The sequence below is a fragment of the Teichococcus wenyumeiae genome, from assembly GCF_003696345.1.
Classification (GTDB): Bacteria; Pseudomonadota; Alphaproteobacteria; order Acetobacterales; family Acetobacteraceae; genus Pseudoroseomonas; species Pseudoroseomonas wenyumeiae.
Window position 1 is genome coordinate 310,579 of sequence record NZ_RFLX01000001.1, and the last position, 12,429, is coordinate 323,007.

Consider the following 12,429-nt stretch of genomic DNA (forward strand, 5'->3'; position numbering starts at 1 on the left):
CCTCAGCGGCCCGCCAGTGGCCAGACCAGGGCGATCAGCGGCACGCCCACCACCAGCACGATGGCCGTCAGCGGCGCCCCCAGCCGGGCATAGTCGCCGAAGCGGTAGCCGCCCGGCCCCATCACCAGCGTGTTGCACTGGTGGCCGATGGGGGTCAGGAAGTCGCAGGCCGCGCCCACCGCCACCGCCATCAGGAAGGCATCCGGGCTCAGCCCCAGCCGCTGCGCCAGGCTGGCGGCGATGGGGCCCATCATCAGCACCGTCGCCGCATTGTTGAGGAAGGGCGTCACTGCCATGGCGATGGCCATCATCAGCCCCAGCGCGCCCAGCGGCGGCAGGTAGCGCACCATGCCTTCCAGCCAGGCGGCGATCAGGTCGGTGCCGCCGGTGGTCTGCACCGCCTCGCTGACCGGGATCAGCGCGCCCAGCAGCACCAGCACCGGCCATTCCACGGCGTCATAGGCCTCGTGCTTGCTCAGCGTCCGCAGCAGCAGCAGCACCACGGCGGCGCCGAAGAAGGCGATGGCCACCGGCACCACATGCAGCGCCACCAGCCCCATGGCCGCCAGCAGCACCAGCAGCGGCAGCCAGGAGCGCCGGCTGCGGCCGAGGGTGATGGCGCGCTCCGTCAGCGGCAGCACGCGCAGCTCGCCCAGCGCATCGGAAATGGCGGCGGCGCTGCCGCGCAGGATCAGCACATCCCCCGCCCGCAGCCGCAGCGTGCCCAGGCGCTGGGTGATGCGGTGGCCACGCCGGCTGACCGCCAGCAACCCCAGCCCGAAGCGCTGCTGCAGGCGGGAGCGGGCGGCGGTGGAGCCCGCCAGCGGCGATTCGGCTGTGACCACGCCTTCCACCACATTGGCTTCCTCCGCCCCCTCCTCCCCCGCCAGGCGCAGCCCGGCGCGGGCGACGATGCGCTCCAGCTCCTCCGGGTCGCCTTCCAGCAGCAGCACGTCCCCGGCGCGGATGGTCCAGCCGGGGGTGGGCACGAAGCGGCGGAAGCGCTCGCGGATGATGCTGGCCACGGTGACGCGGCCTTCCGTCATGGCCTCCAGCGCCGCCACGTCGCTGCCGGCGATGGCCGCGCCCTCCGGCACCAGGGCCTCGATGGTGTAGTCCTCGATGGCCGGGCCGGCATCGCTGGGCGCGCGCCGGCCGCGCGGCAGCAGCCGCCAGCCGAAGGCCAGGAAGACGATGCCCGCCAGCGCGATGCCGAGGCCCACGGGCGTGAAGTCGAACATGCCGAAGGGCTGGCCGGTGACCTCCGCCCGCACCCGCGCCACGATGATGTTGGGCGAGGTGCCGGTCATGGTGATCAGCCCGCCGATCAGCGAGGCGAAGGCCATGGGCATCAGCAGCGAGGAGGCCGAGGTGCCGGTGCGCCGCGTGAGCTGGAAGGCCACCGGCATGAAGATGGCCAGCGCGCCGATGTTCTTGGTGAAGATGGAAGCCACCAGCACGGCGCCCGCCAGCACCGGCACCTGGGTGGCGGTGGTCTTGAGATAGGGCAGCACCGGGCGCATCAGCCGCTCCACCGCGCCGGAGCGCGCGACCGCGGCGCTGACCAGCAGGGCGGAGGCCACGATCACCACCACGTCATCCGCGAAGCCGGAGAAGGCGCGGTCCGCCGGGATGATGCCGGTCACGATGCCCGCCAGCAGCGCCAGCAGGGCCACGAGGTCGTAAGCGATGCGGCCCCAGAGGAAGAGGCCGACGGTGACGCTGAGGATGCCGAAGGCCAGCGCCTGGTCCAGCGTCACCGGCCCGCCCCGCAGCCTGGTGCCGGAGAGGAGGTGCGGGGTGGCGGCGGGCTGGGCATAGCGGTTCATCCTAGGGCGAGACAAAGGGCGGAACCCGGCGGCACCGCCCTGAGTTGCCGCGCCCGCGCTGGCAACCGCCGCCGCCGGCTGGCCGTTCTCCCCACGCCGGACCACAAGGGGAGCCGCCACCATGACCGCCATGCCGTGGCGCATCCTGCGCCTCTTCGGCCAGGACCAGGGCCGGGACGGCGAAAGCCACCTGCTGGAGCGGCAGGCGATGGGCCTGCCGCCCGAGGTGACGGTGCCGGAGACCGCCCTGGAGGCGCCGCACCGCCCACCGGTGCAGCCGCCGCAGCACCTGCTGCAGGAGCAGGTGGCCGCCAAGCTGCTGCATGCCTGGCTGCAGAACCGCCACCAGACGCTGTTTCCCCTGGCACTGAACCTGCAGAGCCTGGAGCCAGCGCAGCGCGCGCTGCTGCTGCGCGCCATGGTGGCCACCGCCAGCATGACCGGCGCCGGGCCCGAGACTCTGCCCCCCCTGCTGCCCAGCATCGGCGGCGGCGCGGCGGAGCACGCTTCGCTGGAGGAAGCCTGGCGCGGCCCGATGTCCCTGCCCGCCCTGCTGGCGGAACTGCGGCAGGCGGGGCTGGGCGCCCATGCCTATACCCTGGCGCTGCTGGTGGGCGGCGACGCGGTGGGCCGCGCCTGGCAGGACTACCTGGCCGCCTGCTTCGCGCTGCCGGCCGACGTGACCTCCGACCTGCAGCGGCGCAGCGGGCGGCGGCGGCTCAGGCCGGCTGCTCGGTAACGGCGCGCAGGGCGTTCTGCACCAGGTCGCTGTCCACCAGCAGGTGGCGGGAGATATCGGCCAGGGTCACCCAGCCGGAAACCTGCCCGGCGGCATCCTGCACCGCCAGCCGCCGCACGTTCTGCGCCGCCATCAGGTCCATGGCCACGCGGATATCGTCGCCGGCGCGGCAGAAGAGGGCGGGGGCGCTCATCACCTCTCGCACCCGCAGCGTCTTCGGGTCCCGGCCGGCGGCGACGACGCGGTAGAGCAGGTCACGGTCCGTCACCACGCCCTGCATATCCTCTGCGCTGCCCACCGGCAGGGCGCCGACATCCAGCTCCCCCATCATCTCGGCCGCCTGCTGCACCGTGGCCTCGGGGGAGATGAACTCCACCTCCGCGCTCATCACATCCGCGACTTCCATGCTGCCTCCTGAGGACCGGGATGGTGATAACGGGCCGCACCCGCCATGGGATGCGGCCCATGCCGTTGACGCCCGCCGCGGCCCCGGCCATGGAATCGAAACCCGGGTAAAAATCTGCGAAACTGCGCCGCAGCATGGCGCCGCCGCGCAACAGGATCAGGACACGGTCATGACAGCTTCGCCCCGCAGGACATTCGGCACCCGCCTGGCCGCCACGCTGCTCGGCCTTTGCGCCCTGCTGGCGCAGCCGCTGGCGGCCCGGGCGGCGACGGTGGCCGAGGAAGCCCGCGCCGCGTTGCCGGAAGCCACGCGCGCCGCCGGCGTGCTGAAGGTCGCGACCTCGCTGCAATGGCCGCCCTTCGCCTATCAGGCGGAAGGCGGCGGCGCCGATGGCATCGACATCCGGCTGGTGAAGCTGCTGGCGGAGAAGCTGGGGCTCAGGGCGGAATTCGAGGACATCAAGTTCCCCGCCATCATCCCCGGCGTGGTCAATGGCCGCTACGACATCGGCGTCAACCAGATCGGCCGCACCGCCGAGCGGCTGAAGGTCGTGAACCTGCTGCCCTATTTCAATTCCGGCTATGGCCTGCTGACCCGGCAGGGCGTGACGGGAGTGGACATCGACAACCTCTGCGGCCGCACGCTGGTGCTGACCCAGGGCAGCGCGCAGGTCGGGCTGGCCGAGAAGCTCTCCGCCGATTGCGTCCAGGCGGGACAGCCGAAGATCGCCTTCCTGTTCTTCCCGGACAGCGCCGCTACCTATCTCGCGCTCTCCAATGGCCGGGGCGATGGCTTCCTGACGGCCCGCGCGGTGGGCATCTACATCGCAAAGGGCAACCCGAAGCTGCAGATGACCGGCGGCACCCTGCCGGACATGGTCACCACCTCCGGCATCGTCGTCGCCAAAAACAACGCGGCGCTGGAGACGGCGCTGCGCCTGGCGCTGGAAAGCGCGGTGGCCGATGGCAGCTATGCCGCGCTGCTGGCCGGCTTCGGCGTGCCCGACGGCGCGCTGACGGTGGAGCAGATCCGCAACCCCGCGCCGCTCTGAGGCGAAGGACCGGGCGATGACGACCAGCCTGCACGAGCCCGCGCTGGGGGCCGCCACGGCGCCGCGCATCCTGCCGGCGCCCCGGCGCGGGCGCTGGCTTGGCGTCGCGCTGATCCTGCTGGCGGCGGCCTGGGTGCTGTACCAGGTCCGGGTCAATCCCGGCTTCCAGTGGGAGATCGTCGGCCGCCACATGTTCAGCGCCGATGTGCTGCGCGGCGTGCTGATGACGCTGCAACTGACAGCGCTGGTGATGGTGATGGGCACGGTCATCGGCATCGGCGTCGCGTTGATGCGCCTGTCGCGCGACCCGGTGCTGGGCTTCTGCGCCCATGCCTTTGTCTGGTTCTTCCGTGGCACGCCGGTGCTGGTGCAACTGGTCTTCTGGTACAACCTGGCGTCCCTCTTCCCCGAGATCTCGCTGGGCATTCCCTTCGGCGGCCCGAAGTTCTTCGAGATTTCCTCCACCGTCGCCATTTCCTCCTTCACCGCCGCCATGCTGGGGCTGGGGCTGAACGAGGCCGCCTATATGGCAGAGATCGTGCGCGCCGGCCTGCTCTCGGTGGACCCGGGGCAGAGCGAGGCTTCCAAGGCGCTGGGGCACCGGCCCTGGCAGACCTTCCGCGTCGTGGTGCTGCCGCAGGCCATGCGCGCCATCGTGCCGCCCACCGGCAACCAGGTGATCGGCATGCTGAAATACACCTCCATCGCCAGCGTGGTGGCGCTGGGGGAGTTGATGCATTCGGTGGAGACCATCTATTCCCGCACCTTCGAGACCATTCCGCTGCTGATCGTGGCGGCGCTGTGGTACCTGATCATGGTCAGCATCCTGTCCGCCCTCCAGCACCTCATCGAGCGGCATTACGGCCGTGGCGCCGCCGATGCCGGGCCGATGGCCTGAGCGGGCGGCCGTGAGCATGGACATGGCCCCCGCCGCCGAGCCGCTGGTGCGCATCACCGATGTCTGGAAGCAGCGCGGGCGCAACACCGTGCTGAAGGGCGTGAACCTTGAAGCGTCGCGCGGGCAGGTGGTCTGCCTGCTCGGCCCTTCCGGCGCCGGCAAGAGCACGCTGCTCCGCTGCATCAACGCGCTGGAAGCCTGCGACCGCGGCATCGTCTTTGTCGATGGCGTGCCGATCGGCGTGGAGCAGCGCGGCACCGCCTTCTACCGCATGCGAGAGACGGCGCTGAGCCGCCAGCGCGCCGAAATCGGCATGGTCTTCCAGAACTTCAACCTCTTTCCCCATCTGTCGGTGCTGGAGAACATCATCGACGCCCCCATCCGCGTGCGGGGCGAGAGCCGCGCGGCGGCGGTGGCACGCGCACGCGAACTGCTGGCACGCGTCGGGCTGGCGGAAAAGGAAGCCGCTTTTCCCCGCCAGTTGTCCGGCGGGCAGCAGCAGCGCATCGCCATCGCCCGTGCCCTGGCCATGCAGCCGAAGCTGATGCTGTTTGACGAACCGACCTCGGCGCTCGACCCGCATCTGGTGGGCGAGGTGCTGGACGTGATCAAGGACCTCGTCGCCAGCGGCATGACCATGATCATCGTGACGCATGAGGTGCAATTCGCGCGCGAGGTGGCCGATGTGGTGGCGGTGATGGTGGATGGCGTCATCGCCGAATCCGGCCCGCCGTCGCAGGTGCTGGCGCGGCCGCGCGACCCACGCGTGCAGGCCTTCCTGGCGCGTTCCCTGCGGGAGGATGCTGATGAACGAGAACCGTGATTGGCTGATGGTGGTGGACCTGCAACCCGCCTTCTCCCACCCCGACAGCCCCTGGTTCACCCCTTCCCTGGCCGAGGCCTCGGCGCGCATCGCGCAACTGGTGCCGCTGTTCGGGGAACGCGTGCTCTTCACCCGCTTCGTCCCGCCGGCGGTGCCGGATGGAAGCTGGGCGCGCTATTACGAGAAATGGCCCTTCGCGCTGCGGCCAGAGGCTGATTGGCTCTGGGCGGTGGATGCGCCCTGGCGGCAGCATGCCAGCATGGCCAGCCACACTTTTTCGAAGTGGCTGCCGGACGCTTACGAACGCTTCGGGCCGCAGCCCCGCGTCACGCTTTGCGGCGTTTCCGCCGATTGCTGCGTGCTGGCCACGGCGCTGGCGGCGGTGGATGGCGGGGCGCAGGTGCGGCTGGTGGCGGATGCCTGCGCCGCCAAATCCCCGGCGGTGCAGGAGGGCGCGCTGTCCATCATGGCCGCCCGCGCACCGATGCTGCGCATCACCACCACGGCCGAGGAATGCGCCCACATGACGCGGCAGGAGACACTGGCATGAACCGCATGATGCATCTCGGCCTACTGGCCATGGGGGCCGGCGGGCATGTCGCGGGCTGGCGGATGCCGGATGCGGAATGGGGTTCGGAGAACCTCTCGCTGCTGCGGCGCATGGCGCAGGCGGCCGAGCGCGGCAGGTTCGACCTCTTCTTCCTGGCCGATGCGGTGAATACCGGCCTCGATGCCCATCCCGGCATGATGGTGCGCTTCGAGCCGCTGACGCTGCTTTCGGCATTGGCCATGTGCACCGGCCGCATCGGCCTCGGCGCCACCGTCTCCACCACCTATTCCGAACCCTATAACGTCGCCCGCGCCCTGGCCTCGCTGGACCATCTCAGCGGCGGGCGGGCGGCCTGGAACGTGGTCACCGGCTCCAGCCCCGACGCGGCGGCGAATTTCAGCCGTGACAGCCACCCGCCGCATGCCGAGCGCTACGCCATGGCCGCGGAATACCTGCAGGTGGCCAAGGGGCTCTGGGACAGCTGGGAAGATGGCGCCATCGTCGGCGACAAGGCCAGCGGCACCTTCGCCGATGGCACGAAGATGCATGTGCTGAACCACGAAGGCCGCTACTTCAAGGTAAAGGGGCCGCTGAACATCACCCGCCCGCCGCAGGGCTATCCGGTGATTTTGCAGGCCGGTGCCTCCGATGCCGGCCGGGACCTCGCCGCCGCCACGGCGGAAGTGGTCTTCACCGTGCAGCAGGAGATGGATGCCGCCCTCGCCTTCGCTCAGGACCTGCGCGACCGCTGCGCGGCGGCGGGGCGGCCGCGGGATGCCATCCGCATCCTGCCCGGCGTCTGCATCGTGCTGGGCCGCGATGCCGCGGAAGCCAAGGCCAGGATCGCCGAACTCGCAAAACTGGCCCACCCGGATGCGGCGCTGCGCGTGCTGTCGGACCGGCTGGGGCATGACCTTTCCCGCTTCGACCTCGACGCGCCGGTGCCGGAACTGCCGCCTTCCGGCATGATGCAGGGCCATGCGGTGACACTGGCCGCCGTGGCCCGCCGGCACCGCATGACACTGCGCGAATTGCGCGACTACACCGCCGCCAGTTCCGGCCACCGCGTGCTCTTCGGCACGCCGGAGGAAGTGGCGGACGACCTGGAAGCCTGGTTCCGCAGCGGCGCCGCCGATGGCTTCATGATCAAGACCACGCATTACCCCGGCCCCTTCGAGGAGGTGATCGACCGCGTGGTGCCGATCCTGGTGCGGCGCGGCCTGTTCCGCGCCGAATACGAAGGCAGCACCCTGCGCGAGCATCTGGGCCTGCCACGCCCGGCGCATCCCGCCCAGGCCAGCGTGCCGCAACCGGCGGGGTAGCCGGCCGCCCTCCCCATCCGGCGGCGGCAACCATCCCGTCGCCGCGGGCTTTACCGCCTGGGCCACCCGGCTCCGGAACAGGAAAGCCTTTGATGGACCGAGCGGCCTATACCGCGCGCAAGAGCATCCCGGACATCATCGCCTCAGCCGATGCCGGCGAGGTCGGGCTGCGGAAGGCGCTGGGCCCCTTCAGCATCACCGCCATCGGCATCGGCGCCATCATCGGCGCCGGCATCTTCGTGCTGACCGGCACGGCCGCCGCGCAATATGCCGGGCCGGCGCTGGTGCTGTCCTTCATCCTCGGCGGCATTGCCTGCGCCTTTGTCGGCCTCTGTTATGCCGAGCTGGCGGCGATGATCCCGGTCAGCGGCAGCGCCTATACCTACACCTACGCCACGATGGGCGAGCTGATGGCCTGGATCATCGGCTGGGACCTGATCCTGGAATATGCCATGGGCGCCGCCACCGTCGCCGTGGGCTGGTCCGGCTATGTCACCAGCCTGCTGGCCAGCTTCGGGCTGTACCTGCCGCCGAGGCTGACCGAGGCCACCGGCAGCATCGTGGAACTGGCCGATGGCTCACGCGTCGCCGCGCTGTTTAACCTGCCGGCGGCGCTGATCGTGCTGGTGCTGACCGGGTTGCTGATCCGGGGCACGCAGGAATCGACACGGCTGAACAACATCATGGTGGCGGTGAAGCTTGCCATCGTGGTCATCTTCATCCTGGTCGGCGCTGCCCATGTCACCCCGGCCAACTGGCATCCCTTTCTGCCGGAGAATACCGGCGAATTCGGCCATTACGGCTGGAGCGGCGTGCTGCGCGGCGCCGGTGTGGTCTTCTTCGCCTTTATCGGCTTCGACGCCATCTCGACCGCGGCGCAGGAAGCCAAGTCGCCGCAACGGGACCTGCCCATCGGCATCATCGCCTCCCTGACCATCTGCACCCTGCTTTACGTGATGGTGGCGGGCGTGCTCACCGGGCTGGTGCCCTACCCCACCCTGAACGTGGCCGATCCCATCGCCAGGGGCACGGATGCCATCGGCCTGCCCTGGCTTTCCGGCCTCATCAAGATCGGCGCCATCGCCGGTCTCACCACGGTGATCCTGGTGCTGCTTTATGGCCAGAGCCGCATCTTCCTGACCATCTCGCGGGACGGGCTGCTGCCGCCGGTCTTTTCCCACCTGCACCCGCGCCGCCACACGCCGTGGATCAGCCAGATAATGGTGGGCGGCACCGTCGCCCTCATCGCCGCCGTGCTGCCCATCGGCATCCTGGGCGAGATGGTGAGCATCGGCACCCTCTTCGCCTTTGTGCTGGTCTGCAGCGCGGTGCTCTACCTGCGCCGGCGGGAACCCGGCATGGCCCGCCCCTTCCGCGCGCCGGGCGCCCCGGTGGTGCCGGTGCTGGGCATCGCCTTCAGCCTGCTGCTGATGGTCGGGCTGCCCTTCGACACCTGGCTGCGGCTGATCATCTGGATGGCCATGGGCTGCGGTGTTTACTTCCTCTACGGGCGCCACCACTCCCGGCTGCGGCACGGCAGCGGGGCGCGGTGACGCCCGGCGGCCGTCAGGGCTTTCCGGCGCCGGGCTTGTCCTTGGCGGGCGGCTCGCCGGTCCATTCATCGGTGATCAGGGCCTGCGCCTCGCTCACCTTGTCCAGCTCGGGCTTCTCGGGCGGCCGGGGGATATAGCCTTCGGAGGCCTTCTCGGCGGGGAAACGGGCCTTGGGCCCTTCCGGTGCATGCGCGGTCATCTGCGCTCCTTTCGCTGCCTGTGACCCTGAAGGAACGCCCGGGCGGCGGCGGCGTTCCACGCCGGGCGCTCAGGCCGGCGCGGGCAGCGCGACGCCGCAGCGGCGCAGCACCTCATCCAGCAGCGCCTCCCGCGCCGGGGCATGGGATGCCTCCCGCGCCTGGGTCAGGGCCAACTCGGCGGCGGTATCCACCCCGCGCAGCCGCTCCGGCGGCGTCATGCCGATCCAGTTGGCGATGCAGCCGCCATGCGCCTCCGGGTGGAACTGCAGGCCAACCGCGCGGCGGATGGCGAAGGCCTGCACCGTGTCGCCGGCGCGCGCCAGCACCTCGGCCTGCGGCGGCAGGCGGACATGGTCGCCATGCCAGCGCAGCCAGGGGCCACGCCAGGCAGGGTCGGCGCCGGCGCCGGCCTCGATCTCGCCCCAGCCCGCATGCAGCGTCCCTGTGGGCTCGACGTTGCCGCCGATGGCGGCGGCCAGCAGCTGCGCGCCGAAGCAGATGCCCAGCACCGGCCGCCCCGCCGCCACCGCCGCGGCCAGATAGCCCACCTGCCAGCGGATCCAGTCATCCCCGTCATAGACGGCCTTGGGCGAGCCCAGGCTGACCAGGAAATCCGCCCCATCCAGTGCCTCCCGGTGCACCGCCAGGCCGGGGCCGGGCAGTACCTCCAGCCGGGCGCCGCGCCGCTCCAGCGCCGTGCCCAGCAGGCCGACGGGGGCCAGGGGCGAATTCTCGACAATGGCGACGCGCATGGGCCCGCTGCTCCTGCTCACCTGCCTGTCCTATCGCGCCGGGCCGCCCGCCGTCCATGTGAAGGCCGCCGCCGCGCCCGGGCGTGGCGGCACATTAACGCCGGCTTCACGCCGCCCCGTCATCCTGCATCCTTTCCGGAGGATGGTGGCCATGAAGGGACGTGTCTTCACCGAGTTCTTCGCGCATGTGGAGGCCTGCCACGGCGCCGACATGGTGGACGACATCATCGAGGCCGCGCGGCTGCCGCATCACGGCGCCTATACCAGCACCGGCAGCTACCCCTTCCAGGAGATGGTCTCGCTGGTCACGGCCCTGACCGAGGCCACGGGGCAGCCCCTGCCGGTGGTGCTGGAAGCCTTCGGCACCCATTGCTTCGAAAGCTGGGTCGGATATGCGCCGCAGTATTTCGCCACCAGCCGCAGCCTCTTCGACGTGCTGGAAGGCATCGACCAGTTCCACGAGACCGAGGTGCGCAAGCTCTACCCCGATGCCGAGCTGCCTTCCTTTGTGCCGGAGCGGCGGGACGGGCGCACCCTGGTGCTGGGCTACCGCAGCTGCAAGCCGCTGGCGCCGCTGGCCCTGGGCGTGATCCGCGGCGCCGCCGCGCATCTCAGCCAGCCGGTGGCGCTGCGCTGCGAGCCCGCCGAGGATGCGCGCGGCCCTTACACGCGCATCCATGTCGAACTGCTGCGGCCCGCCGGATGAGCCTGGATGCCGGATTGTCTCCCACCGCCCTGCTGGACCGCGTCCGCCGGCTGGAGCGGCGGCTGCTGCGCCAGAACAGCGCCCGCGAGCAGGCCGAGCGGCTGCTGGAGCAAAAGAGCCTCGAACTTTACGAGGTGAACCGCAGCCTCATCCAGCTCAATGCGAGCCTGGAGCAAAGGGTGGAGGAGCGCACGCGGGAGCTGGAGCGCGAAAGGCAGCGGGCGGAGGAGCAGGCGCATCGCGATTCCCTGACCGGCCTGCCCAACCGGCTGATGTTCCGCAAGCACATGCGGCATGCCCTATCGCAGGCCGCGGCAGGCTCGCGTGTCGGCGTGCTGTATCTGGACCTGGATGGCTTCAAGCATGTCAATGACACGCTTGGCCACCCGGTGGGCGACGACCTGCTGCGCGCCGTGGCGCGGCGCCTGCTGCGCGACACGCGGCAGGCGGATCTGGTGGCCCGGCTGGGCGGCGATGAATTCGCCCTTGTGCAGATGAACCTGCCGCAGCCGGAAGCCGGCGGCGCGCTGGCCGAGTGGCTGATCCGCGCCATCCAGGAACCCTTCACGATCGGCCCGCACCAGATCCTGGTCGGCACCAGCATCGGCTTCGCCACGGCCGATGCGGCGGGGGCCGATGCCGATGCGCTGCTGCGCGATGCCGATATCGCCCTTTATGCCGCCAAGGCGGCCGGGCGCGGCACCTGGCGCGCCTTCCGGCCCGACATGGATGCGCGGATGCAGGCGCGGCGGCAGCTGGAGACCGACCTGCGCTGCGCCATGGCGGCGCGGCAGTTCGAGGTCTTCTACCAGCCGCTGCTGCAGGCCGGCAGCGGGGAGCTGGCGGGTTTTGAGGCGCTGCTGCGATGGAACCATCCGGAGCGCGGCCGCGTGCCGCCGGCCGAATTCATCCCGCTGGCGGGGGAGATCGGGCTGATCCGGCCATTGGGCGCCTGGGTGCTGCGCAAGGCCTGCCAGGATGCGGCGCAATGGCCGGTGCCGCTGAAGATCGCGGTGAACCTGTCCCCCGTGCAGTTCACCAGGGGGCAACTGGTGGCGGAGGTGGAGGAGGCGCTCGCGACCTCCCGCCTGGCTCCCGACAGGCTGGAGCTGGAGATCACCGAATCCCTGCTGCTGCGCAACAGCGATGCGACGCTGGAGATCCTGCACCGGCTGCGCGCCCTGGGCGTGCAGATCTCCATGGATGATTTCGGCACCGGCTATTCATCGCTCAGCTACCTGCACCGCTTTCCCTTCGACAAGATCAAGATCGACCAATCCTTCATCCGCACCCTGGCGGAAGGCAAAGGCAGCCTGGAGATCATCCGCGCCGTGGTCGGCCTCGGCCGGGCGCTGAGCATGAAGGTGCTGGCCGAGGGTGTGGAAACGCCGGAACAGCTCGCGACGCTGCGGGCCGAGGGCTGCGACGAGGTGCAGGGCTATCTCTTCAGCCAGCCGGCTTCCTTGCAGGAGACCTGGCGCACCATCGCCCTGAACGGCAGCCGCCGGGCGCGGGCCTGACAGCGCCGGGCGCGCTGCCGAATTCTTCTTCGTCAAACACGGGAAAAGCAAAACAGACCGCGCGCCACCGGATGGTCCCG

At 70.5% G+C, this 12,429-nt stretch carries 13 protein-coding genes; 9 read left to right on the forward strand and 4 right to left on the reverse strand.

From position 1 onward, the window contains the following. Window positions 1-2: 2 nt before the first annotated feature. A complete protein-coding gene (locus tag EBE87_RS01475) occupies window positions 3-1,961 on the reverse strand; it encodes an SLC13 family permease (RefSeq protein WP_367604475.1) in 1,959 nt (652 codons plus the stop codon). Here EBE87_RS01475 and EBE87_RS01480 point away from each other — a divergent pair. After that, a complete protein-coding gene (locus EBE87_RS01480) occupies window positions 1,951-2,568 on the forward strand; it encodes a hypothetical protein (protein ID WP_120638865.1) in 618 nt (205 codons plus the stop codon). The genes EBE87_RS01475 and EBE87_RS01480 overlap by 11 nt on opposite strands. Here EBE87_RS01480 and EBE87_RS01485 read toward each other — a convergent pair. Beyond that, window positions 2,549-2,974, reverse strand: a complete 426-nt coding sequence (locus EBE87_RS01485; protein ID WP_233553262.1) for a CBS domain-containing protein — start codon at window positions 2,972-2,974, stop codon at window positions 2,549-2,551. The genes EBE87_RS01480 and EBE87_RS01485 overlap by 20 nt on opposite strands. Before the next feature lie 169 nt (window positions 2,975-3,143). Here EBE87_RS01485 and EBE87_RS01490 point away from each other — a divergent pair, with 169 nt between their 5' ends. From EBE87_RS01490 to EBE87_RS01515, 6 genes are all read left to right on the forward strand, one after another. After that, window positions 3,144-4,025 carry a transporter substrate-binding domain-containing protein gene (locus EBE87_RS01490; protein ID WP_158600909.1) on the forward strand — a complete coding sequence of 294 codons (882 nt, stop codon included), beginning with the start codon at window positions 3,144-3,146 and terminating at the stop codon, window positions 4,023-4,025. A 16-nt stretch (window positions 4,026-4,041) separates the two neighbouring features. Next, complete coding sequence (locus tag EBE87_RS01495) at window positions 4,042-4,923, forward strand: amino acid ABC transporter permease (RefSeq protein ID WP_120638862.1); 882 nt, start codon at window positions 4,042-4,044, stop codon at window positions 4,921-4,923. 16 nt (window positions 4,924-4,939) lie between these two features. Next, on the forward strand, window positions 4,940-5,746 hold the full coding sequence (locus tag EBE87_RS01500; RefSeq protein ID WP_120638872.1) for an amino acid ABC transporter ATP-binding protein: 807 nt from the start codon (window positions 4,940-4,942) through the stop codon (window positions 5,744-5,746). After that, window positions 5,730-6,296, forward strand: coding sequence for a cysteine hydrolase family protein (locus EBE87_RS01505; protein WP_199707457.1), 567 nt, complete (start codon window positions 5,730-5,732; stop codon window positions 6,294-6,296). The genes EBE87_RS01500 and EBE87_RS01505 overlap by 17 nt, the downstream gene beginning before the upstream one ends. Continuing rightward, window positions 6,293-7,618 (forward strand): LLM class flavin-dependent oxidoreductase, encoded by a 1,326-nt coding sequence (locus tag EBE87_RS01510; RefSeq protein WP_120638860.1) that lies wholly within the window; start codon window positions 6,293-6,295, stop codon window positions 7,616-7,618. Before EBE87_RS01505 ends, EBE87_RS01510 begins: the two co-directional genes overlap by 4 nt. Before the next feature lie 92 nt (window positions 7,619-7,710). Further along, window positions 7,711-9,171: an amino acid permease gene (locus tag EBE87_RS01515; RefSeq protein WP_120638859.1), complete on the forward strand. Its 1,461-nt coding sequence runs from the start codon at window positions 7,711-7,713 to the stop codon at window positions 9,169-9,171. Between the two features lie 13 nt (window positions 9,172-9,184). On the opposite strand, the gene EBE87_RS01520 is transcribed toward EBE87_RS01515, so the two are convergent. Further along, complete coding sequence (locus EBE87_RS01520; protein WP_120638858.1) at window positions 9,185-9,370, reverse strand: hypothetical protein; 186 nt, start codon at window positions 9,368-9,370, stop codon at window positions 9,185-9,187. A 69-nt stretch (window positions 9,371-9,439) separates the two neighbouring features. Next, window positions 9,440-10,123: a type 1 glutamine amidotransferase gene (locus EBE87_RS01525; protein ID WP_120638857.1), complete on the reverse strand. Its 684-nt coding sequence runs from the start codon at window positions 10,121-10,123 to the stop codon at window positions 9,440-9,442. On the opposite strand from EBE87_RS01525, the gene EBE87_RS01530 reads away from it, so the two are divergent. Together EBE87_RS01530 and EBE87_RS01535 are read left to right on the forward strand one after the other, a co-directional pair. Then, on the forward strand, window positions 10,122-10,829 hold the full coding sequence (locus EBE87_RS01530) for a heme NO-binding domain-containing protein (RefSeq protein WP_158600908.1): 708 nt from the start codon (window positions 10,122-10,124) through the stop codon (window positions 10,827-10,829). The two genes, EBE87_RS01525 and EBE87_RS01530, sit on opposite strands and share 2 nt — an antisense overlap. Further along, window positions 10,826-12,349: a putative bifunctional diguanylate cyclase/phosphodiesterase gene (locus tag EBE87_RS01535; RefSeq protein ID WP_120638856.1), complete on the forward strand. Its 1,524-nt coding sequence runs from the start codon at window positions 10,826-10,828 to the stop codon at window positions 12,347-12,349. Before EBE87_RS01530 ends, EBE87_RS01535 begins: the two co-directional genes overlap by 4 nt. Window positions 12,350-12,429 lie beyond the last annotated feature (80 nt).